The following is a 20,483-nucleotide window of genomic DNA, read 5'->3' as shown; positions in this document are numbered from 1 at the left end:
GATGCGCGGACACAGGACAAAACGCAGCATTCACAACAGCCATCGGCCCTTTCAGGAAATGGGAGCCGCAGCAGCGCTCCTGCGGCAGCAAGTGCTTCCACAACAGCTCGCCTCGCTGCCCACAGCTTCGCGCCCTGGCGCAACCATCATTGTATTGCATTGATAATAAATGATTTTTTTGATCTCACTCGGCACCTGACGAGACGGTCCTTCTGGAAAGCGCCCCAAGGATTTACCGCTCGTTAACCATTCGATTCCTACATCTGGGGAACCGAAAATTTACCAAGATGACCGCCGTGTTAACCCAACCCCGGCCGATCCGCCTCAAGGGGCGCTCCTATCTCGCGTTGACGCTGACACCCGAGCTGCCTTTCGAGGATTGGCTGGTGCGGCTCGACGATCTCGCCGGCCGCTCCGCCGGCTTCTTCCTGCGGCGGCCGGTCGTGCTGGACGTCGAAGGGCTGGAGATCGACCGCGCGCAGTTGCGCGACCTCGTCGGCAAGCTCGGCACGCGTAATGTCCGGATCATGGGGATCGAGGGCGCACGTCCCTCCATGCTCGGGGCCGACCTGCCACCGGCCATGTCGGGCGGCAAGGCGACCGGCGACATCGAAGAGCCTGCGGCCGCGCCAGTCAACGAGACCCCTGCCCCCGCTGCGGCCGAGAGCGTCGCGGACGTGCCCGCCGCGCCGCTGCCCACCACGGGTGCGCCGGCCTCGCTCGTCGTCAGCCAGCCGGTGCGCTCGGGACAGTCGATCTTCGCCGAGGGCGACATCACCATCATCGGCTCGGTCGCTTCCGGCGCCGAGGTCATCGCCGGCGGCTCGATCCATATCTACGGCACGCTGCGCGGCCGGGCGATGGCCGGCACGCTCGGCAACGCCGCCGCGCGCATCTTCTGCCGCAAGCTGGAGGCCGAGATGGTCGCCATCGACGGCTTCTACAAGACGGCAGAGGACCTCGAGTCCAATCTGCGCGGCAAACCCGTCCAGTTCTGGCTCGAAGGTGAGACCTTCACGGCCGGGTCACTGACCTGAAACGACAGCACGTCCACCGGAACTAGGAGAGGTCAATGGGCAAGGTCATCGTGGTCACATCGGGCAAGGGCGGCGTCGGCAAGACAACCTCGTCCGCCGCCCTGGGCGCAGCTTTGGCGCAGAGCGGCGACAAGGTCGTGGTCGTCGACTTCGATGTCGGCCTGCGCAATCTCGACCTGATCATGGGTGCCGAGCGGCGGGTGGTCTACGACCTCGTCAACGTGATCCAGGGCGAAGCCAAGCTGACGCAGGCGCTGATCCGCGACAAACGGGTCGAGACGCTCTATCTGCTGCCGGCCTCGCAGACGCGCGACAAGGACAACCTCACCACCGAGGGCGTCGAAAAGGTCATCGGCGCACTCAGGACGCATTTCGACTGGGTGATCTGCGACAGCCCGGCCGGCATCGAGCGCGGCGCCACCCTCGCCATGCGCCACGCCGATATCGCGATCGTGGTGACCAATCCGGAAGTCTCTTCGGTGCGCGATTCCGACCGGATCATCGGCCTGCTCGATTCGAAGACGGTGAAGGCCGAGAATGGCGAGCGCATGGAGAAGCACCTGCTGCTCACCCGCTATGACCCGGCGCGGGCCGAGCGCGGCGACATGCTGAAGGTCGACGACGTCCTGGAGATCCTGTCGATCCCGCTGCTCGGCATCATCCCCGAGAGCATGGACGTGCTGCGCGCCTCCAATATCGGCTCGCCCGTCACGCTGGCCGATGAGCGCAGCGCCCCGGCGCTGGCCTATTTCGACGCGGTGCGCCGGCTCAAGGGCGAGAGCTTCCCCGTCACCATTCCCGGCGAGAAGCGCGGCTTCTTCGGAAAGATCTTCGGAAGGAAAGCGGCATGAACCTGCGTCGTCTCTTCTTCCGCACCCAGTCGGCCCCGGCCGCGCGCGAGCGCCTTCAGGTCCTGCTGGCCCATGAGCGTCTCTCGGCCGACGGCGCCGACCTCGTGACCAAGCTGCGCGACGAGATCCTGCAGGTGATCGCCAAGCATGTGCAGCTCGACAACGACAAGGTCAGCGTCCGGATGGAGCGGGGCGCCCAGGTCTCGACGCTGGCCGTCGACATCGAGATCCCGTTCGACGCGGGCAAGAAGGCGGCCTGAGGGCCGCCTTTTCCTTTCATATTCAAGGCCCTTGCCGGCCTCACATCACCGCCGGCCCGCGGCCGTCATATTCAGCGTCCGAGACCTTATCGAGCCAGTCGACGACCTTGCCGTCCAGGGCCTCCTGCACGGCGATATGGGTCATCGCCGTCTCCGGCCCGGCGCCGTGCCAATGCTTCTCGCCCGGCGGAAACCAGACCACGTCCCCCGGCCTGATCTCCTCGACCGGCCCGCCCCAGCGCTGCACGCGGCCGAAGCCGGCGGTGACGACCAGCGTCTGGCCGAGCGGATGGGTGTGCCAGGCCGTTCGCGCGCCGGGCTCGAAGGTGACGCTGGCGCCCTGCACGCGCTCGGGTGCATGCGGATTGAACAGCGGATCGATGCGGACGGTGCCGCTGAACCAGTCGCCCGGCCCTTTCGCCGATGGCCGGGTTCCGGCGCGGATGATGTCCATGGGCTGTCTCCTTGAGCCTGCGGTCGCACTGAAAGCGAGACCGACAATCTAGTCACGCCAGGACCTGGATTGAATGGCCAGGCAGCCTCAATGGAAATCGCGGGATTTCGGCAGGATCCGGACATTGCGGGGATGGCGCGCCCGCGGAATCTGCGGGTGCTGGAACTCGTCGGCACGGGTGAGCACGATCTCGGCCCGGTGCGTGTCAGATAGGCTGAGCAAATCGGCTGAGCGGTCGACGACGCGTTTCGCCATCAGGTGGATCACATTTTCCGGGCTCTTCTGTACCCTGCCCTCGACCAGGAGCAGCCGAGCCGCCATGACCTCGCGGCGAAAGCGCTCGAAATCGCGGGCCCAGAGCACGACATTGGTGATGCCTGTCTCGTCCTCCAGCGTGATGAAGATGGCATTGCCCTTGCCGGGGCGCTGGCGCACCAGCACGACGCCGGCGACGCTGGTCCAGGTCCCGTCGCGCATCGCTGACATCTGCTCGCAACTCGCGATGCGCTCACGGACGAAGCGGGGTCGCAGCAGGCCCATCGGATGGCCCTTCAGCGAGAGCCGCGCCGTCTGGTAATCGGCGACGACGTGTTCGGCGAGCGGCATAGCAGGCAGTGCAGTGGCCTGCTCGGCGCCGAGCTCGCGCGCCTGCGCCGCCTCGAACAGCGGCAGCGCCTCGTCATCCGGCAGGCGGCGCACCGCCCAGAGCGCCTCGCGCCGATCCAAACCTATCGAGCGGAAGGCGTCGGCATCGGCGAGCAGGCGCATGGCGCGGGCCGGCAAGCAGGCGCGGCGGGCGAGCCCCTCGACATCGTGGTAACCCTCGGCACGCGCGGCGACGAGGCGCTCTGCCCAATCCTGCTTGAAGCCGTCGAGCTGACGCAGGCCGAGGCGCAGCGCCCAGCGGCTTTTCCAACCCGGCCCTCCCGCCTCCAACAGATTGTCCCAGGCGCTGGAATTGACGTCGATCGGCCGCGGCTCGACGCCGCCATTCTCCTGTGCTTCCCGGACGATCTGGGCCGGGGCGTAGAAGCCCATGGGCTGCGAGTTCAACAGCGCCGCGGCGAAGATCGCCGGGTGGTGGCATTTCAGCCAGGAGGAGACATAGACCAGCTTGGCGAAGGAGGCCGCATGGCTTTCGGGGAAGCCATAGCTGCCGAAACCCTTGATCTGCTCGAAGCAGCGCTGGGCGAAGTCGCGCTCATAGCCGCGCGCGACCATGCGCTCGACCATCATCGCCTCGTATTGGCCGATGGTGCCGACATTGCGGAAGGTCGCCATGGCGCGGCGCAAGCCGTTGGCCTCGGGATCAGTGAACTCGGCCGCGACCATGGCGAGCGTCATCGCCTGCTCCTGGAAGAGCGGCACGCCTAGGGTCCGGTCAAGAACATGGCGAAGCTCGTCCGGATCATGCGGCGGCGCAGGTGAGGGATAGTCGATCTCCTCGATCCCTGCCCGCCGCTTCAGATAGGGGTGCACCATATTGCCCTGGATCGGGCCGGGGCGGACGATCGCGACCTGGATGACGAGGTCGTAGAATTCCCTCGGCCTTAGCCGCGGCAGCATGTTGATCTGCGCCCGGCTCTCGACCTGGAAGACGCCGATGGACTTGCCCTCGCAGAGCATGTCGTAGGTCTTGCCGTTCTTTTGCGGGATCTCGGCGAGGCCATAATCCTTGCTCTCGTGCTCGCGCAGCAAATCGAAAGCCTTGCGGATGCAGGTGAGCATGCCGAGCGCCAGCACGTCGACCTTCATCAGGCGCAGCGCGTCGATATCGTCGCGGTCCCATTCGATGAAGGTGCGATCCGCCATCGCGGCGTTGCCGATCGGCACGGTCTCGTCGAGGCGGCCGCGCATCAGCACGAAGCCGCCGACATGCTGGGAGAGATGGCGGGGGAAGCCGAGCAGGCGCACGGCGAACCGCACGGCCTGTGCGATCACCGGATTATCGGGATCGAGCCCGGCCTGGCGGATCTGGTTGCGGGTGATGTCGGAGCCCCAGCTGCCCCATTGCGTCGAGGCGAGACGGGCGGTGACGTCCTCGGTCAGCCCCAGCGCCTTGCCAGCCTCGCGCATGGCGCTGCGCGGCCGGTAATGGATCACGGTCGCGGCGATGCCGGCGCGGTGACGGCCGTATTTCTGATAAATCCACTGGATCACCTCCTCGCGCCGCTCATGCTCGAAATCAACGTCGATATCGGGCGGCTCGCGCCGCTCTTCCGAGATGAAGCGAGCAAAAAGCAGCGTGTGTTCGTCCGGATCGACCGCGGTAATGCCGAGCGCGTAGCAAACCGCCGAATTGGCGGCGGAGCCCCGCCCCTGGCAGAGGATGCCCTGACTTTCGGCGAATTCGACGATCTGGCGGATGGTCAGGAAATAGCGGGCATAGTCGAGCTTGCCGATCAGGACGAGCTCTTCGTCGACCTGCTTTTGAACCCTCTGCGGGATGCCGCCGGGATAGCGCATTGGCAGGCGCCGACGCACCAGTTCCTCCAGCCAGCCTTGCGGCGTCCAACCGGGAGGGACCGGCTCGTCCGGATATTCGTATCTGAGCTCACCCAGATCGAAGTCGATGCGTCCGAAGAGATGCTGCGTCTCTGTGATCGCCTCCGGCGCTTCCTTGAAAAGCCTGGTCATCTCCTGTGGGGCCTTAAGATGGCGCTCGGCATTGGCTTCGAGCAGGCGACCGGCCTTGTCGATCGTCGTGCCCTCGCGGATGCAGGTCAGCAGGTCCTGCAGGTCGCGCTGCTCGGGCGCGTCATAGAGTACGTCGTTGGTCGCGATCAGCGGTGTCAGGGTCGCCGCCGCGATGCTCTTCAGCCGGGCAAGGCGGCGGCGATCGTCGCCGCGGCGCGACATGCTGGCGGAGAGCCAGACCGCACCGGGGGCGGCGGCATCGAGCCGGACGAGGATCTCGGCGAGGCCGTCGAGTCGGCGCTCCGGCATGACGATCAATAGGAGGTCGCGGGCATCGTTCAGGAGGTCGTCCAAGCTGAGGATGCACTCGCCCTTAACGCCGCGCAGATTGCCTGAGGTGAGCAAGCGGCAGAGCCGGCCCCAGCCGGCGCGGTTGGCGGGGTAGACGACGATGTCGGGCGTGCCATCGGCGAAGACGAGGCGGCTGCCGGTGGCGAGCTTGAAGGCCTTCGCCATCGCCTGTAGCTGGGGCAAGGTGAAGGGCAGATCGGCGAAGGCCGGGTTCTCGACCCAGATATATTCGCCGGGACTGCCGCCTTCGCGGATTTTCTCGGGCGCCAGCACGCCGTCCTCGCGCAGGTCGCGCAGCGCGCTCCAGGCCCGCACCACGCCGGCAACGGTGTTGCGGTCGGCGATGCCGAGGCCGGCCTGGCCGAGCAGCAGCGCGGTCATCACCAGGTTCGACCCGGGCGAGGCGCCGCGCAGGAAGGAGAAATTGGTTGCGGCGACGGGCTCGGCATAGGCGGTCATGCGAACAGCCCGTGCAGATACCAGCGCGGCGCGGTCGTCTCGCGGCCATAGAGGCCGGCGCGGAAGAGCCAGAAGCGGCGCCCCTGCGCATCCTCGACGCGGTAATAGTCGCGGGTGTGCTCGCCTGGACCGTCGCGCCACCAGTCCGGCGCGATCCGCTCCGGCCCCTCGGCCCGGGCGATCTCGTGCAGCACGCGCCGCCAGCGGAAGCGCAAGGGCGGGCCATCCGGCACCTCGGCCAGGGTCTCGACCGGCTGCGGCGGCTCGAAGAGCTGGAGCGGGCGGGCCGGCGGCTCATCAGGCTGGGCGACGGGCCAGGGTGGCGCCTCATCCGACTTGGCAGCGGCCGGGACAAGCGCGGCCTCGCGCTCGGGCTGATGGCTGTCCTGCGCGACGAAGCGGAGCACGCGCTCGCGGCCGAAGCGGGCGACCAGCCGGTCGACGAGATCGGCAACCGCCTCCTCCTCGACGGCGCGCCCGTCGAGGCTCGCCTGCGGCGTGCCGAGCGGCTCGCAGACCAGCACCGCGAGCCGGATCGCGTCATAGCCGAAGCCGGGATCGAGCGGATCGGCCAGACTGTCGATGCGCTCGCGATAGAGCCGCAGGATCGCAGCGGCATCGCGCGAGGGCCGGCCGGTCTCCAGCGAAAGCCGGCGTACTGCGCCATCGCTGCGGAAGAAACTGATCTCGAAGGCGCGTCCCCCCTCGCCACGCGCCTCGAGCAGGCGCCCCACCTCGCCAAGCAGGCGGGCGACGATCTGCTCAAGCCCGTCGGTATCCTGCAAAGGATCGGGGAAATGCCGCTCGACCACGCAATCAGGCGGCGGCCGCATGGGCGTGATGCGGGCATCCTCATGGCCGAGGATGCGGCGCAGCTTCGTGACGAGGGCCTCGCCGAAGCGGGCGGCGAGCGTGTGCGAAGGCCGCCCGGCGAGCTCGCCCAGCGTCTTCAGCCCGGCGCGCAACAGGGCGATCACCGTCTCGGCCGAAGCTTCCAGTGCAGCAACTGGCAAAGACAGCGTCCGTTGCTCATCCTCGCCGGGAAGCGAGATGGCGCAGCGGCCGAAGCGGGAGAGTGCGCGGGCCGCCTCGGGCGTGCCGGCGATGCTGGCGAGGACGGTGAGGCCGAGCCAATCCATGCTGCGGCCGACACGTTGGCGCAGGGCCGACTCGCCACCGAAAAGATGGGCGCAGCCGGTGATGTCGAGTACGAGGCCATGCGGCGGATCGAGCGCGACGAGCGGGGTGAAGCGGTCGCAGAGCGCGGCGAGCCATTCGATCAGGCGCTGGTCGGCAGCCGGATCCGCCTCGACCACCGTCAGTTCCGGAATGCGGGCCCGGGCATCGGCCAGGGTCAAGCCGCGGGTCAGGCCGAGCGCGACCGCGCGCCTGTCGCAATCGGCGAGGCGCAGCGCGCCGCGATCCTTCTCGACCAGGACGAACGGGCGCTCAGCCGGCCCGGCGGAGTTCCGCCGGCGCAGGCGCTCGCTCGCCAGATAGGGAAACCAGAGGGCGAGATAGCGGCGCTGCATCCCTTCTGCCTCCCTCTCTCCCGATCCTGTCCTGGAAACATCGTTCGTCACGGTTCCACTCCACACGCCACTCACGCTCACCCAGGCCGCCGCGATGGCGCAGCAGCCGTAATCCAAAGGCGGGGTCGCCCGGCGCCTCCGCCTCCCGCGCCCGCGACGGCAAGGCGCGCACCTGCCAGCGCGTGCTGGCGGCGCTGGGCTCCGGCTCTGCTGCCACCCGCAACAGCAGGGTCAGGACGCCGGAGGTCTCCGCCGCCAAAGCGAGGCGTCGGCTGGCGGTCAGGTCGAACTGGCGCGGTGCGCCCCAGGGCTCGATCAGCGTCGCCCCGAGCGCGGCACAGCGCGCCGCTTCCGCCCCTGCCCGCAGCGCCCCCTCACCGTCCCTGACCCTGACCAGCAGGATCTGCGCGGGATCGAGCCCGAGCTCGGCCAGGCCCGGCGGGTGCAGCCGTCCGGCTTCGGCATCGAGGAAATCCTGCCGAACCCAGAGCACCGGCCGCGATCCGGCTGCGCGCAGGGCCATGGCCGCGGCGAAGCCCGTGGCAGCCGGGAGATCGGCTCCGGCCGCGGCGTAGACCTCATGCAAGGCAGCGCGCGCGATCCCTCCCCCCAGCGGCTCATCCAGCGAGGGCGTCCCGAACGCGACCCGCTCCACCGGCGAAAGCTCGCGCGCCAGCCCCGCCAGAGCGAGGCTCTGCCGCAAGGCTGTCAGGGACCGGGTGGAGGCGTCTGCCATCAGAGTATATGTTCACTTTTTGTTCCATGCATAAAGCGACTCCAAACCGCTCCGGAGTCAAGTCCACATCCGCTTCCGCTTGCCTGCGGGCGGCTCGCTGCTGTCATATCGCGGCAAACCGGATCGCCTATCAGCCCCGCGCCGCAAGCCCGCGGCCTCGCCTGGAGACCGCCATGAGTTCGGGACTGTTCGCCCTTCTCGACGACGTCGCCGCCCTGGCCAAGGTCGCCGCGGCCGCGCTCGACGATGCCGCGGCGCAGGCGACCAAGGCCGGCGCCAAGGCAGCCGGTATCGTCATCGACGACGCAGCGGTGACCCCGCGCTATGCCGTCGGCTTCGCGGCTGAGCGCGAATTGCCGATCATCTGGAAGATCGCGCTCGGCTCGCTGAAGAACAAGCTCATCTTCCTGCTGCCGGCGGCGCTGGTGCTCAGCCTCGTCGCGCCCTGGGCGATCACCCCGCTGCTGATGGCAGGCGGCGCCTATCTCTGCTTCGAGGGCTTCGAGAAGGTCTACGAGCTCGTCGTGCCGCATGCGCATCACGACGAGACTGCCGGCGGGGGCGGCGCCGATATTCTCGACTCCAGGGAACTCGAGGACCAGAAGATCGCCGGCGCGATCAAGACCGATTTCATCCTCTCCGCCGAAATCATGGCGATCACGCTTTCCACCATCACCGCCTCCTCCTTCTGGATGCAGGCGCTGGTGCTGGCCGTGGTCGGGCTCGGCATGACCGTGCTGGTCTACGGCGTCGTCGCCCTGATCGTGAAGGCCGACGATGCCGGCGTCGCGCTGGCGCGCAGCGGCATCCTGCCAATCCGCCTCCTCGGGCGCGGCCTCGTCGCCGGCATGCCGCCCTTCCTCAAGCTGCTGAGCGCGGTCGGCACGGCGGCGATGCTCTGGGTCGGCGGCGGCATCATCATCCATGGCCTCGCAGGCTATGGGCTCGCCGGGATCGAGCATGCCATCCATGCCGTTGCCGTCGCGGTCGGAGGCGCCTGGCCGGCGCTCACAGGCGCGCTCGAATGGCTGACCACGGCAGCCGCCTCCGCGTTGTTCGGACTTGTCATCGGCGGGCTCTGCCTCGTCGGCATGCATTTCGTCGTCGAGCCGGTGTTGAAGGCGCGGCGCGGGAGCGGCGCGAAGGCCGCCGCCGCGGAGGCGGAGCGGCATTAAGCGCTGCCCAAGCGCAGGCCCCATGCGTCTGCGGCAGCCGCGCACATTGCTGAAATCTGCTAGCGCGACCAGACAAGCCCGTCGCACGGGCGACCGGTCCGTCCATGCTGCAATTCCTCGCCACCAGTACGCCATTCTTCGCCGTGATCGCGCTCGGCGCCTTCACCGCCTGGCGCGGCATGTTCGCGGCCGACACGGTCAGGGTGTTCAACACCTTCGCCTTCATGGTGGCGACGCCGGCAATGGTGCTGCGGGTGATGTCGCGCCAACCGATCGCGGAGTTGTGGAACGGCGTCTTCTTCGCGGCACTGGCGTTGATCGGGGTCGCGGTGCTCGCCCTCGCGATCCTGCTGCAGCGGCGCCTGCTCGGCCTGCCCTTCACCAACGCCGTGTCGCGAGGCCAGGCGCTGGTCGGCGGCAATTTCGCCTTTCTCGGCATTCCGCTGATGCTCGCCTTCCTCGGCGACAGTGCCGCGGCACCGATCGCGATCGGCCTGATCTGCGACACCGCCCTGATCGTGCCGCTCTCGATCGGGCTGATCGAGGCCGGGCGTGGCCGAGGCTCGCCGCTTGCGATCGCGCTACGACTTGTCCGCGGCACGATCGTCAACCCGTTCATGCTCTCGATCATGGCCGGCGTTGCGCTGTCGCTGAGCGGGGTCGCGCTGCCGGAGCCGGTCGACCGGTTCCTGCTCTTCCTCGGTGCCTCGGCCGCCCCTGTCGGCGTCTTCGCCTTGGGGATCGCCGCCTTCCAGTGGAGCCGCCAGGGCAGACTGCCCCTGCGCGGCGTCCTGCCGCTGGTCGTCGGAAAGCTCGTCCTGCATCCCCTGCTGACCTGGGTGGTGCTGGCGCTGGTGCTGAAGCTCGATCCGTTCTGGGTCCAGGCCGGCGTGCTCTATGCGGCACTGCCGATAGCGGCCAATGTCTTCGTCATTTCCGAACGCTTCGACACTGGCAGCCGCCCGATCGCGGCTGCGATCGTGATCTCGACCGTAGCTGCAGCCCTCACCTTTCCCCTCGCGATCTGGCTGATCTCGCCCTGAATCGCCTGCACGGAGACGCCCATGCCAAGCCAGCTCTTCCAGCCCTTCGACCTCGGCGGCCTGCACCTTTCGAACCGGATCGTGATCGCGCCGATGTGCCAGTATTCGGCCGAAGACGGCTCGGCGACCGACTGGCACCTGATCCATCTCGGCAACCTCGCCTTGTCGGGCGCCGGGCTCCTGATCATCGAGGCGACCGCGGTCGAGCCGGAGGGGCGGATCAGCCCGGACGATCTCGGCCTATGGAGCGATGCGAACGAGGCGGCGCTGGCGCGCGTGCTCGACGCGGTCCGGCGCCATTCCGACATGCCTGTTGGCATCCAGCTCGGCCATGCCGGCCGCAAGGCCTCGGTCCATTCGCCCTGGACCGGCGGCGGACAGCGCCCGCTCGAGGATCGCGGCTGGCAGACGCTTGCCCCCTCGGCCTTGCCGATGCAGGCCAAGGACCGGCCGCCGCTGCCGCTCGACGCCGCTGGGCTGAAGCGGATCCGCGAGGCCTTCGTCGCGACCGCGCGCCGGGCAGTGCGGCTCGGCCTGCAGGCGATCGAGCTGCATTGCGCCCATGGCTATCTTCTGCACCAGTTCCTGTCGCCGCTCGCCAACCAGCGTGACGATGCCTATGGCGGCTCGCTGGAGAACCGCATGCGCTTCCCGCTCGAGGTCTTCGACGCGGTACGCGAGGCGGTGCCGGCTGCGATCCCGGTCGGCGTGCGCGTCTCCGGGACCGACTGGGTCGAGGGCGGCTGGGACATCGCGCAAACCATCGCCTTCTCGCAGGCGCTGAAGGCGCGCGGCGTCAGCTTCATCCATGTCTCCAGCGGCGGCGTCTCGGCCGCGCAGACGATCGCGCTCGCGCCGGGCTATCAGGTGCCGCTGGCAAGGGCGGTGAAGGCGGCGACGGGCGTGCCGACGATCGCGGTCGGCCTGATCACGGATTACGAGCATGCCGAGGCCGTGGTCGCCGGTGGCGATGCCGACATGGTCGCACTCGCCCGCGGCATCCTCTACGAGCCGCGCTGGCCCTGGCATGCCGCCGCCCATCTCGGCGCCAGCGTCAAGGCGCCGAAGCAGTATCTGCGCTCGCAACCGAACCGGTTCCGGACGCTGTTCGAGAGTTGAGAACCGGACTCAGTCGCCCGGCTGCGCGCCCTCATAGCCCTCGATGATGACGAGATCGACCGGGCCGACCTTGGCGAGGTGCTGCACCGCCGCCTGGTATTCCGGCGATTCGTAGCAAGCCCGCGCCGTCTCGATGTCCTTGAACTCGATGACGACGTTGTGCTTGCGGCCCTCGCCACGGGCGAGCTTGTACTCGCCGCCGCGGACGATGAACTTGGCGCCGTATTTGGCGAAGGCGATGGCGTTGAGCGAGCGGTAGGTGGCGTATTCCGACTCGTTCTGCACGTCGACGCGGGCGATCCAGTAGCCTTTCGCCATGGTCACGCCCCCTCGACCGCGATCAGGTCGATCTCGCCGGCGCCCTCGCGCAGCTTGCGCGCCTCGGCATATTCGGTCGAGAACAGATAGGCCTTGGCTGCCGCGTAATCGGGGAATTCGAGGACGACGTTGCGAGCCCGGCCCTCGCCTTCGCCGACCGACATCTGGCCGCCGCGCACCAGGGGTGTGCCGCCATATTGCCTGATTACCTCGGAGGCCTTCGCGGCATAGACCGCCCATTGCGTCGCATTGGTCACCTTGGCGCGACCGATCACATATCCCTTGGGCATTGCCGTGTCCGTATCCGATGAAAAGGAGGCGGGAGATTAGGCGGCGCTCGCGATCTCGTCCATGACCGCAGCCGCCGCTGCACGCGGGTCAGCCGCGCGGATGATGGGACGCCCGACGACGAGATGGTCGGCGCCGGCGCGGATCGCCTCGGCCGGTGTGAGCGTGCGCTTCTGGTCGCCGACAGCGCTGCCGGCCGGGCGGATGCCGGGGGTGACGATCACCATGTCGGGGCCGATGACGCCACGCACGATCTCGGTCTCGGCGGCGGAGCAGACGATGCCATCGACGCCAGCGGTGCGGGCCTGCTGCGCGCGCATGCGCACGAGATCGCGCACGGCGAGGCCGTAGCCGGCATCCTTCAGATCGCCATCGTCATAGGAGGTCAGGGCCGTGACGGCGAGCAGCTTCAGCGCCGCCTCGCCGCGCCCTTCGACCGCGCCACGCATGGTCTGCGGATAGGCGTGCACGGTGAGGAAGGTGACGCCTAGCTTGGTCAGCGATTCCACGCCCTCGGTGACGGTGTTGCCGATGTCGTGCAGCTTGAGATCGAGGAAGACCTTCTTGCCCTCGGTCACCAGCTGGCGGGCAAGGTCGAGCCCACCGGCGAAGGCGAGCCGATAGCCTATCTTGTAGAAGCTCGCGCCATCGCCGAGCGTCGAGACGATGCGATAGGCGTCCCAGATCGTCGGCACGTCGAGTGCGACGATCATGCGGTCCCGGAGATCGTTGATCTTCTGTGTCATCGCCCTACCCTCCGCCTGTTACCGGGTGAAAGGCATGATTCGAACGATGGCGCAAGGATTTCTCATTTTTGAGACGGATCTTTTTTAAGATCCGTCGGCAGCTTCCTCGCGATTAGCCGCCAGCACCTGCGCGAACACTTGCGTCCAGACCTCCGGCGGCTGGGCGCCGGAGACGGCGAGCTTGCCGTCGACGATGAAGAAGGGCACGCCGGTGACGCCGACCTTCTGGGCATGCGCCTCGAGCCCGATAATGGTCTCGCGCAATTCGTCATTGACGAGCTCTTCACGCGCAGCCTGTTCGTCGAAGCCCTGCTCGACGGCGATCGCCACCAGCGTCTCGAGGTCGCCGATGTCGCGCCCGTCCTGCCAATAGGCCTTGAACAGCGCCGCGGTCATCTCGCCGCCGCGCATGACAGTCGCGGCAGCGGCGACCAGCATATGCGCCATGCGGGTGTTGACGCTCTTGGTCACCTTCGCCCAGTTGAAGGTGACGCCGCTCTCCAGCGCCGCCTCGGAGAGGCGCAGTTCGATCTCGCGGCGCTTGCCCGGGCCGAACTTGCCGTCGAGATAGGCGGTGCGGTCCATGCCGTCGGCCGGCATCTCCGGATTGAGCTCATAGGGCAGCCAGGTGATGGCGACGCGCTCGCTGAGATTGTGGTTGGCGAGCGCGGTCTCGAGCCGGGTCTTGCCGATGAAGCACCAGGGGCAGGCGATGTCGGAGACGATCGCGAGCGGCAGCTTGTCGGGGGCGGAGGGGGTCAGCATGGCCTTTTCATCCTTCGCGGAACGCCGCGGCGGGGCTGCGTCAGGCCGGCGGATAGGCGTGGAGGTCGCCATGGCGATCCTCCGCGAAGCCGTGTGCGCCGGGCGTCTCACAGCCCGAAAGAAAGGCGGGTCCGACCGGAATCTTGCCGGCCCCGCCTGGGATGTCGAGGATATAGGTCGGCTGGCACAGGCCGGAAAGGTTGCCGCGCAGGCTTTTGACGAGCGCCTGCCCTTCCGCCAGCGAGAGCCGGAAATGCGAGGTGCCCGGCGCGAGATCGGGATGGTGCAGGTAATACGGTTTGACCCGGTTCTCGACGAAGGCGCGCATCAGCGCCGACAGCGTCTCGACATCGGCGTTGACGCCCTTGAGCAGGACGCTCTGGCTGATCAGGACATGGCCGGCGTCGGCGAGGCGTGCCAGCGCAGCCTTCGCGTCCGCGGTGAACTCGCGCGGGTGGTTGGCGTGGATGGCGATATAACTCGCCTTGCCCGGGATGCGCAGCGCGCGGGCATAATCCTCGGTGATGCGCTCGGGCTGGACCATCGGCACGCGCGTATGCCAGCGCGCCACCTTGATATGAGGGATCGCAGCAAGGTGCTTCGCCACCTCGCGCACACGCCTGCCTGAGAGGATCAACGGGTCGCCGCCGGTCATGATCACCTCCCAGATCTCCGGGCGGGAGGTCAGATAAGCGAGCGCGGCATCGAGCTTATCGCCGGTCAAGGCATCGCCGCCGGGGCCGACCATCTCGCGGCGGAAGCAGAAGCGGCAATAGACCGGGCAGGCATGGACCAGCTTGAGCAAGGCCCGGTCGGGGTAGCGGTGGACCACGCCTTCGACCGGCGAATGCGCCTCGTCGCCGATCGGGTCGGCGAGTTCTTCGGGCAGGGTCGTCAGCTCGGCAGCGGCGGGAATGAACTGGCGGGCGATCGGATCGGCTTCGTCGGCCGGATCGATCAGCGCCGCGATCGCCGGCGTCACCGAGACGGCATAGCGCCTGGCGACCTCGGCCAGCGCCTGCCGCCGTTCGGGTGCAACAAGGCCACGCTCGACGAGGGCGTCGACCGTCCTGAGCGGCTGGCCGGGCGGCTGGTGGATCGTCATCGCCCTCCCCTGCCCGGTTCCGCGACCGGCGTCCAGAGCACATCCTCGATCCGGCGCGCGCCGGTGGCGAGCATGACCAGCCGGTCGAAGCCGAGCGCGATGCCGGAGGCCTGCGGCATCACCGCGAGCGCGGCGAGGAAATCCTCGTCGATCGGATAGCGCTCGCCATAGATGCGCTGCTTCTCGTCCATGTCCGCCTCGAAGCGCCGGCGCTGCTCGGCCGGGTCGGTCAACTCGCCGAAGGCATTGGCGAGTTCGACGCCGCAGGCATAGAGCTCGAAACGCTCGGCGACGCGGGGATCGCCGGGCTTGGGCCGGGCCAGCGCCGCTTCCGAGATCGGGTATTCGCACAGGATGGTAGCACGGCCGCGGCCGAGCTGCGGCTCGACCTTCTCGGAGAGGACGCGGCTGAAGATGTCGGACCAGCTATCGTCCTCGGCAACTCGGATGCCAGCTTCAGTGGCATCGGCCGCGAGCGCAGGACGGTCGAGATAAAGGTCGGCCGCGATCGTGCGCTTGAGATCGATACCGGCATGACGACGGAAGGCGTCCTGCACGGTCAGCCGCTCAGGCGCCGCGAACGGATCGACCTCGACACCGCGCCAACGCAGCACGCTTGCCCCTGCCGCGCGCGCCGCCTCGGCCAGCAAGGCCGCGCAGTCATCCATCAGCGCTTCGTAGCCTTCCCCGGAGCGATACCATTCCAGCATGGTGAATTCGGGATGGTGCAGCGCCGTGCGCTCGCGATTGCGGAAGACGCGCGCGAAATCGAAGATGTGCGGCTCGCCAGCCGCCAGCAGCTTCTTGGCGGCAAATTCCGGCGAGGTATGCAGATAATAGGGGTAGCCGGCGCCGGCATCGTCGATCAGCGTCGTCGAAAAGCCGTGCAGATGCGTCTCGTTCCCCGGCGAAAGCTGCAGGATCGCGGCCTCTACCTCGATGAAGTCGCGGGCTTCGAACCAGCGCCGCAGCGCCGTCTTGATCCGCCCGCGCGCCAGCAAAGCAGGGCGCCGGTCGGCATGGATGTCCGGCCGCCAGAAGGGCGGGGGTGTGTCGCTCATGATGGCCAGTTAGCCTGCCTTCTTCACCAGAGCTTCGCGCAGGATGTCATTGATGCGCGTCTGCCAGCCGGGGCCATCGGCCTTGGCGCGCTCGAGCACATCCTGATCCAGCCGGATGCTGACCAGTTTCTTGGTTGGCGTCTTCTGCGGTCCGCGTTCCCCTTGCCGCCGCCTGTGCTCGCGCATCAACGCGACCAATTCGGGGGGGAGCACTTCATAGGCGGGCCGCATCTCGGCAAAGTCGGCGTCGGTCAACTCCCGCACTTCCCCCTCTTCGTCCGTCAGCGGCGTGAGGGCCGGATCGATGTCAGTCGGTTTCCTGCTCATAGCGCTTCACCTCCCGCGCATTCGCCTTGCGAAAGCTGATCACGCGAATACCACCTTGTATCGGCGTAAAGCAGACGACAAAGAGGCGATCTCCAATCAGTCCCAGCGAAACAAACCGCCGCTCAGGATACGGGAAACGGCGATCCTCATGCGTCTGGGCCGTCTCCCACGCGAACTCATCCACCAGCATGAACGCCAGCCCGCGTTCGCGGATATTGCGCTCGTTCTTGCCGGGATCGAATTCGATCTTCACAGCTTTAATTGTATCTACGCCGCCTGATTGTCAATGGATCATGACGTGTTTCCGGACACCGCGCTTCCGTTTCAGGCCTCAATGCGGTAGTGGCGCGGCACAGGAATTCGCATAGCGCGCGGATGAAGCCCGCGCCAGCCAGGGAAAATCCACGTGGTCAAGGTCATCGCCTCCTCCGTCCGCAAGGGCAACGTCCTCGAGCTCGACGGACATCTCTGCACAGTCATCTCGGCCGAGAGCTTCTTCCCGGGCAAGGGCACGCCGACGACGCAGATCGACATGCGCCGCATCTCCGACGGCGTGAAGATGACCCAGCGCTACAAGACGACCGAGCAGGTCGAGCGCGCCTATGTCGAGGATCGCGACTTCACCTATCTCTATCAGGACGGTGAGCAGTACGTCTTCATGAACCCCGAGACCTACGACCAGATCCCGGTCGACGGCGGCGTCGTCGGCGACATGGCGCCCTATCTCCAGGAAGGCATGAAGGTCTCGCTGTCGGTGTTCGAGGACCGGGCCGTCGCGATCGAGCTGCCGCAGCGCGTCACCTGCGAGGTCGCCGAGACCGAGCCGGTGACCAAGGGGCAGACGGCCTCGTCCTCCTACAAGCCGGCGATCCTGACCAATGGCGTGCGCACGGCCGTGCCGCCGCATATCGGCCCGGGCACCCGCATCGTGGTGATGACCGCCGACGGCTCCTATGTCGAGCGCGCCAAGGACTGACGCCTTCTGCCGCTGACATCGGCGGGGAAAGGCTTATATCGGCAGACGCAGCGGGCCCTCTCCGGGCCCGTTTTCGCTGATGAGGTCTCCGATGCCGCTTTCCGCCTATGACGCCGTCTTCCCGGGTTTCATCCAGACCCTGAAGGCGCTCGATGCGATCCTCGACAAAGCAGGCGCTGAGGCGTCCGAGCGCAAAATCCAGCCGGAGGTGCTGCTGTCGAGCCGGCTCGCGCCGGACATGCTCTCCTTCACCCGGCAGATCCAGCTGATGTCGGATTTCGCCAAGAATGCCGCAGCCCGGGTGAGCGGAGCGGAGAATCCGCGCTTCCCCGACGAGGAGAAGAGCTTCGAGGAGCTGAAGGCGCGGATCGCCCGGACGCTCGACTTCATCGCCTCGGTCGACAAGAGCGCGCTCGATGCCGGGCTAGACAAGGATGTGACCTTCCCGCGCGGCCCCTCGGCGACCGTGACGATGAAGGGCGCCGACTACCTCACGCGCTTTGCTTTGCCGAACTTCTATTTCCACGCCACGACGGCCTACGACATCCTGCGCGAGAACGGCTTCCAGATCGGAAAGCAGGACTTTTTGAAGGGCGTGTTCGACGCCTGAGGCCCGCTCCGTCATGCTCGCCCTTGTGGCGAGCATCCGCGTCTTGGCCGCCGCATTGCTCGAAGGAAGACGTGGATGGTCGGGACAAGCCCGACCATGACAGCAAGGGACCTGCTCCGAAAAGCCGCCAGCCTCACAAATACGGCGAGCAGAGCCAGAGCATCCGGTCGAGCAGGCGCAAGGGGAAGGGCCGCGCCCGAAGCTCCTTCAGCGTGACCGGCCGCGCTCTCGCGGTCGCGGCATCAATACGCTCCTCGATGCCGCGGGCGAAGCCTTCGTCGAGGACTTCGAGATCGATCTCGAAATTGAGCCTGAGCGAGCGCGCATCGAGGTTGGACGAACCGACATAGGCCCAAGTGCCGTCGATCGCGAGCAGCTTGGAATGGTCGAAGGAGCCGGTGGCGCGCCAGATCCTGCAGCCGTCCTTAAGCACCTGGTCGAACTGCGCCCGCATGGCGCGATCGACCAGGACGAGGTTGTTGACGTCAGGCACAACGATGTCGATGGCAACGCCCCGCCGCGCCGCGGTGACCAGCGCGCTGATCAGCTCGCGATCCGGCAAGAAGTAGGGCGACATGATCCGGATCGAGGTCCGCGCCACCGAGAAGGCGCCGATCAGCAGCTTGTGATTGGTCTCCAGGCTCGCATCCGGCCCCGAGGCGACGGCGCGCATCAGCACGGTCGGGCCCTGCGTTGCGGCCTGTGGCGTCACCGCCCAGACCTCGCCGGCCAGCTCCTCGCCCGAGGCGAAGCGCCAATCCTCGGCCGCGACGCCGAACAGGTCCTCGACGACCGGCCCCTCGACGCGGAAATGCGTATCGTGCCCGGCGGCCTCGCCGGCGAACTCGGTGGTGAAGCCTTGGCGGATGTTCATGCCGCCGGCGAAGGCGATGCGCCCGTCGACGATCAGCAGCTTGCGGTGCGTGCGCAGGTTCGCATAGGGCAATCTCAGGCCGATGATGATGTTGCCGTTGAAGACATCGACCGGCACGCCGCCCTTCTGCAGGTAGCCGACGATGCTCGGCACCGAATAGCGCGCGCCGACGGCATCGATCAGCACGCGCACCGCGACGCCGCGCTCATGGGCTGCGATCAGCGCGTCGGCAACGCGCAGGCCGAGCGGATCGCGGTCGAAGATGTAGGTTTCGAGAATGACCGAGCGCTCGGCCGCCGCGATGGCCGCGATCATCGCGGCATAGGCCTCATCGCCGGTCCTGAGCACGGTGACGGCATTGCCGGTCTTGAGATGGCGGCGGGTCGCCTTGTCGCCCAAGGTCTTCAGCGCAGCGAAACGGCGTCCGACATCGCCGGCGACTTCGGCATCCGAGACCTCGAAGGTCTGCGCCTTCGAAAAGGCACCGAATCCGTGCCGACGCTGCGAGACGATCGAGGCGCGGCGGATGCGGTTGATGCCGCCGACCGCATAGATCAATGGCCCGATGATCGGCGAGAGCACGATGACGCCGACCCAGCCGATGGCGGCGCGGACCTCGTCCTTGGTCATCGCGGCATGGCTGGCGGCGACCACTGTCAGCGCCAGCGAGACGAAGCCGAGGATATGCGGCCAGTAGGCGTAGAGAATCTCCCACATGGCCGCGACTATCGCATGGGTAGCCAAACCGGCAACGCGGTCAGGCGCCTAAACACGTGGCCCACTTTCATGGACCTGCCCCTTGCAATGACGGGATTGCAATCCCATATCGGGATCACGGCAATGTCGAGGGCGTTCCACCGCCCTCCGTTCCGTTGAAGACGGCCATGAACCCGAAGCCAGCGACGCCGGATGTACGCGCGCCCTTCCGGACATGGCCGTTGGCGTTTCTGCAGCCTTAACCCGCGTCATGCCCGGGCTCGCCCCGAGCATCTCAGGCCGGAAGAGGCTCCAACCACCACCCTCTCGTCCAGAGATTCTCGGGTCTGCGCTTCGCTCCGCCCGAGAATGACGGCGCTCCTAGAGCGAATTCCCCTGCAGGAACGGATTGGTCTTGCGCTCCTCGCCGAGCGTGCTGGCCGGGCCGTGGCCCGGCAGGAACTGGACGTCGTCGCCGAGCGGCAGCAGCTTGCCCTTGATGCCGCCGATCAGGTCCTTGTGGTTGCCATAGGGGAAATCGGTGCGCCCGACTGAGCTGGCGAAGATCGTGTCGCCGGCGAGCAGGAAGCGCAGATCCCTCTGGAACAGCGTGACATGGCCGGGCGTGTGTCCCGGCACATGCTGCACGGAAAAGCTGATATCGCCGACCGCGACGGCGTCGCCCTCGGCGAGCCAGCGCGTCGGTGTCACCGCCTGCACGCCGCGCATCTCGAACATCAGGCCCTGCTGCGGCAGGGCGTCGAGCAAGAACTTGTCGGCCTCGTGCGGGCCAATAATCGGCAGGTTCAGGACGCTGGCGAGCTCGGTCGCACCGCCGGCATGGTCGATATGGCCATGGGTCAGCCAGATCGCGACCGGCGTGACGCCGAGCTCCTTCAGCGCGCCGCGGATGCGCTCGACATCGCCGCCGGGATCGACGATCGCGGCCTCCTTGGTGCGCGTGCACCAGACGATCGAGCAGTTCTGCTGGAAAGGCGTCACCGGCACGACGGCGATGCCAAGCGGGGAGGTCATGTCGTCGGTCATTCCATCATCCCGTAGT

The 20,483-nt window shown here is 67.3% G+C and carries 22 protein-coding genes; 8 read left to right on the top strand and 14 right to left on the bottom strand.

The window, feature by feature from the left end; all coding sequences use genetic code 11:
• Nucleotides 1-287: 287 nt before the first annotated feature.
• The 3 genes from minC to minE are packed head-to-tail and all read left to right on the top strand — an operon-like array spanning nt 288 to nt 2,148.
• On the top strand, nt 288-1,037 hold the full coding sequence (gene minC / locus GV161_RS15805) for a septum site-determining protein MinC (protein WP_152016596.1): 750 nt from the start codon (nt 288-290) through the stop codon (nt 1,035-1,037).
• Between the two features lie 35 nt (nt 1,038-1,072).
• Nucleotides 1,073-1,888 (top strand): septum site-determining protein MinD, encoded by an 816-nt coding sequence (gene minD, locus GV161_RS15800; protein WP_152016595.1) that lies wholly within the window; start codon nt 1,073-1,075, stop codon nt 1,886-1,888.
• Complete coding sequence (gene minE / locus GV161_RS15795; protein WP_152016594.1) at nt 1,885-2,148, top strand: cell division topological specificity factor MinE; 264 nt, start codon at nt 1,885-1,887, stop codon at nt 2,146-2,148. The genes minD and minE overlap by 4 nt, the downstream gene beginning before the upstream one ends.
• Nucleotides 2,149-2,188: 40 nt before the next feature.
• Here the strand turns inward: minE and GV161_RS15790 are convergent, their stop codons facing one another.
• The 4 genes from GV161_RS15790 to GV161_RS15775 all read right to left on the bottom strand — a co-directional run bounded on the left by GV161_RS15790 (nt 2,189) and on the right by GV161_RS15775 (nt 8,317).
• On the bottom strand, nt 2,189-2,602 hold the full coding sequence (locus GV161_RS15790; protein WP_152016593.1) for a cupin domain-containing protein: 414 nt from the start codon (nt 2,600-2,602) through the stop codon (nt 2,189-2,191).
• Between the two features lie 87 nt (nt 2,603-2,689).
• Nucleotides 2,690-6,049, bottom strand: a complete 3,360-nt coding sequence (locus GV161_RS15785) for an error-prone DNA polymerase (protein ID WP_152016592.1) — start codon at nt 6,047-6,049, stop codon at nt 2,690-2,692.
• Nucleotides 6,046-7,581 (bottom strand): DNA polymerase Y family protein, encoded by a 1,536-nt coding sequence (locus GV161_RS15780; RefSeq protein WP_152016591.1) that lies wholly within the window; start codon nt 7,579-7,581, stop codon nt 6,046-6,048. The genes GV161_RS15785 and GV161_RS15780 overlap by 4 nt, the downstream gene beginning before the upstream one ends.
• Nucleotides 7,499-8,317, bottom strand: coding sequence for a hypothetical protein (locus GV161_RS15775; protein WP_152016590.1), 819 nt, complete (start codon nt 8,315-8,317; stop codon nt 7,499-7,501). The genes GV161_RS15780 and GV161_RS15775 overlap by 83 nt, the downstream gene beginning before the upstream one ends.
• Before the next feature lie 173 nt (nt 8,318-8,490).
• Here GV161_RS15775 and GV161_RS15770 point away from each other — a divergent pair, with 173 nt between their 5' ends.
• The 3 genes from GV161_RS15770 (at nt 8,491) to GV161_RS15760 (ending at nt 11,654) form a co-directional block, all read left to right on the top strand.
• Nucleotides 8,491-9,492 carry a DUF808 domain-containing protein gene (locus GV161_RS15770; RefSeq protein ID WP_152016589.1) on the top strand — a complete coding sequence of 334 codons (1,002 nt, stop codon included), beginning with the start codon at nt 8,491-8,493 and terminating at the stop codon, nt 9,490-9,492.
• Nucleotides 9,493-9,596: 104 nt separating this feature from the next.
• The gene (locus GV161_RS15765; RefSeq protein WP_152016588.1) at nt 9,597-10,535 is read left to right on the top strand and encodes an AEC family transporter; all 939 of its coding nucleotides are present in this window, start codon (nt 9,597-9,599) and stop codon (nt 10,533-10,535) included.
• Between the two features lie 21 nt (nt 10,536-10,556).
• Nucleotides 10,557-11,654, top strand: a complete 1,098-nt coding sequence (locus tag GV161_RS15760; protein WP_152016587.1) for an NADH:flavin oxidoreductase/NADH oxidase — start codon at nt 10,557-10,559, stop codon at nt 11,652-11,654.
• A 9-nt stretch (nt 11,655-11,663) separates the two neighbouring features.
• Here the strand turns inward: GV161_RS15760 and GV161_RS15755 are convergent, their stop codons facing one another.
• From GV161_RS15755 to GV161_RS15720, 8 genes are all read right to left on the bottom strand, one after another.
• Nucleotides 11,664-11,972: a DUF1330 domain-containing protein gene (locus GV161_RS15755; protein ID WP_152017481.1), complete on the bottom strand. Its 309-nt coding sequence runs from the start codon at nt 11,970-11,972 to the stop codon at nt 11,664-11,666.
• Between the two features lie 2 nt (nt 11,973-11,974).
• Nucleotides 11,975-12,262, bottom strand: a complete 288-nt coding sequence (locus GV161_RS15750; protein WP_152016586.1) for a DUF1330 domain-containing protein — start codon at nt 12,260-12,262, stop codon at nt 11,975-11,977.
• A 36-nt stretch (nt 12,263-12,298) separates the two neighbouring features.
• On the bottom strand, nt 12,299-13,006 hold the full coding sequence (gene pyrF / locus GV161_RS15745) for an orotidine-5'-phosphate decarboxylase (RefSeq protein ID WP_152016585.1): 708 nt from the start codon (nt 13,004-13,006) through the stop codon (nt 12,299-12,301).
• Between the two features lie 84 nt (nt 13,007-13,090).
• Nucleotides 13,091-13,771 carry a DsbA family oxidoreductase gene (locus GV161_RS15740; protein ID WP_159650271.1) on the bottom strand — a complete coding sequence of 227 codons (681 nt, stop codon included), beginning with the start codon at nt 13,769-13,771 and terminating at the stop codon, nt 13,091-13,093.
• A 40-nt stretch (nt 13,772-13,811) separates the two neighbouring features.
• On the bottom strand, nt 13,812-14,876 hold the full coding sequence (locus tag GV161_RS15735; protein ID WP_152016583.1) for a lysine-2,3-aminomutase-like protein: 1,065 nt from the start codon (nt 14,874-14,876) through the stop codon (nt 13,812-13,814).
• Entirely contained in the window at nt 14,873-15,937 is a 1,065-nt protein-coding gene (epmA, locus tag GV161_RS15730) for an EF-P lysine aminoacylase EpmA (protein WP_152016582.1), read from the bottom strand. Before epmA ends, GV161_RS15735 begins: the two co-directional genes overlap by 4 nt.
• Before the next feature lie 9 nt (nt 15,938-15,946).
• On the bottom strand, nt 15,947-16,264 hold the full coding sequence (locus tag GV161_RS15725; protein WP_152016581.1) for a BrnA antitoxin family protein: 318 nt from the start codon (nt 16,262-16,264) through the stop codon (nt 15,947-15,949).
• Nucleotides 16,245-16,517 carry a BrnT family toxin gene (locus tag GV161_RS15720; protein WP_152016580.1) on the bottom strand — a complete coding sequence of 91 codons (273 nt, stop codon included), beginning with the start codon at nt 16,515-16,517 and terminating at the stop codon, nt 16,245-16,247. Before GV161_RS15720 ends, GV161_RS15725 begins: the two co-directional genes overlap by 20 nt.
• Before the next feature lie 153 nt (nt 16,518-16,670).
• On the opposite strand from GV161_RS15720, the gene efp reads away from it, so the two are divergent.
• Nucleotides 16,671-17,240, top strand: coding sequence for an elongation factor P (efp, locus tag GV161_RS15715; protein ID WP_152016579.1), 570 nt, complete (start codon nt 16,671-16,673; stop codon nt 17,238-17,240).
• 91 nt (nt 17,241-17,331) lie between these two features.
• Nucleotides 17,332-17,850: a DUF1993 domain-containing protein gene (locus GV161_RS15710; protein ID WP_152016578.1), complete on the top strand. Its 519-nt coding sequence runs from the start codon at nt 17,332-17,334 to the stop codon at nt 17,848-17,850.
• Nucleotides 17,851-17,983: 133 nt separating this feature from the next.
• Here the strand turns inward: GV161_RS15710 and GV161_RS15705 are convergent, their stop codons facing one another.
• Together GV161_RS15705 and GV161_RS15700 are read right to left on the bottom strand one after the other, a co-directional pair.
• A complete protein-coding gene (locus tag GV161_RS15705) occupies nt 17,984-19,441 on the bottom strand; it encodes a phospholipase D-like domain-containing protein (protein WP_152016577.1) in 1,458 nt (485 codons plus the stop codon).
• 360 nt (nt 19,442-19,801) lie between these two features.
• Nucleotides 19,802-20,467 carry an MBL fold metallo-hydrolase gene (locus GV161_RS15700; RefSeq protein WP_244624228.1) on the bottom strand — a complete coding sequence of 222 codons (666 nt, stop codon included), beginning with the start codon at nt 20,465-20,467 and terminating at the stop codon, nt 19,802-19,804.
• Nucleotides 20,468-20,483 lie beyond the last annotated feature (16 nt).

The organism is Bosea sp. 29B, from assembly GCF_902506165.1.
Lineage (GTDB): Bacteria > Pseudomonadota > Alphaproteobacteria > Rhizobiales > Beijerinckiaceae > Allobosea.
This window is presented reverse-complemented; position numbering and strand designations above follow the sequence as displayed.

What these genes read in the sequence shown, in the direction of transcription:
- GV161_RS15735 (WP_152016583.1), bottom strand. Translation starts at nt 14,876, where the DNA reads ATGACGATCCACCAGCCGCCCGGCCAGCCGCTCAGGACGGTCGACGCC.
- GV161_RS15705 (WP_152016577.1), bottom strand. Translation starts at nt 19,441, where the DNA reads ATGTGGGAGATTCTCTACGCCTACTGGCCGCATATCCTCGGCTTCGTC.
- GV161_RS15790 (WP_152016593.1), bottom strand. Translation starts at nt 2,602, where the DNA reads ATGGACATCATCCGCGCCGGAACCCGGCCATCGGCGAAAGGGCCGGGC.
- GV161_RS15755 (WP_152017481.1), bottom strand. Translation starts at nt 11,972, where the DNA reads ATGGCGAAAGGCTACTGGATCGCCCGCGTCGACGTGCAGAACGAGTCG.
- GV161_RS15760 (WP_152016587.1), top strand. Translation starts at nt 10,557, where the DNA reads ATGCCAAGCCAGCTCTTCCAGCCCTTCGACCTCGGCGGCCTGCACCTT.
- epmA (WP_152016582.1), bottom strand. Translation starts at nt 15,937, where the DNA reads ATGAGCGACACACCCCCGCCCTTCTGGCGGCCGGACATCCATGCCGAC.
- GV161_RS15765 (WP_152016588.1), top strand. Translation starts at nt 9,597, where the DNA reads ATGCTGCAATTCCTCGCCACCAGTACGCCATTCTTCGCCGTGATCGCG.
- GV161_RS15750 (WP_152016586.1), bottom strand. Translation starts at nt 12,262, where the DNA reads ATGCCCAAGGGATATGTGATCGGTCGCGCCAAGGTGACCAATGCGACG.
- GV161_RS15770 (WP_152016589.1), top strand. Translation starts at nt 8,491, where the DNA reads ATGAGTTCGGGACTGTTCGCCCTTCTCGACGACGTCGCCGCCCTGGCC.
- GV161_RS15725 (WP_152016581.1), bottom strand. Translation starts at nt 16,264, where the DNA reads ATGAGCAGGAAACCGACTGACATCGATCCGGCCCTCACGCCGCTGACG.
- GV161_RS15710 (WP_152016578.1), top strand. Translation starts at nt 17,332, where the DNA reads ATGCCGCTTTCCGCCTATGACGCCGTCTTCCCGGGTTTCATCCAGACC.
- minD (WP_152016595.1), top strand. Translation starts at nt 1,073, where the DNA reads ATGGGCAAGGTCATCGTGGTCACATCGGGCAAGGGCGGCGTCGGCAAG.
- GV161_RS15740 (WP_159650271.1), bottom strand. Translation starts at nt 13,771, where the DNA reads ATGCTGACCCCCTCCGCCCCCGACAAGCTGCCGCTCGCGATCGTCTCC.
- GV161_RS15780 (WP_152016591.1), bottom strand. Translation starts at nt 7,581, where the DNA reads ATGCAGCGCCGCTATCTCGCCCTCTGGTTTCCCTATCTGGCGAGCGAG.
- minE (WP_152016594.1), top strand. Translation starts at nt 1,885, where the DNA reads ATGAACCTGCGTCGTCTCTTCTTCCGCACCCAGTCGGCCCCGGCCGCG.
- GV161_RS15700 (WP_244624228.1), bottom strand. Translation starts at nt 20,467, where the DNA reads ATGACCGACGACATGACCTCCCCGCTTGGCATCGCCGTCGTGCCGGTG.
- minC (WP_152016596.1), top strand. Translation starts at nt 288, where the DNA reads ATGACCGCCGTGTTAACCCAACCCCGGCCGATCCGCCTCAAGGGGCGC.
- pyrF (WP_152016585.1), bottom strand. Translation starts at nt 13,006, where the DNA reads ATGACACAGAAGATCAACGATCTCCGGGACCGCATGATCGTCGCACTC.
- GV161_RS15775 (WP_152016590.1), bottom strand. Translation starts at nt 8,317, where the DNA reads ATGGCAGACGCCTCCACCCGGTCCCTGACAGCCTTGCGGCAGAGCCTC.
- GV161_RS15785 (WP_152016592.1), bottom strand. Translation starts at nt 6,049, where the DNA reads ATGACCGCCTATGCCGAGCCCGTCGCCGCAACCAATTTCTCCTTCCTG.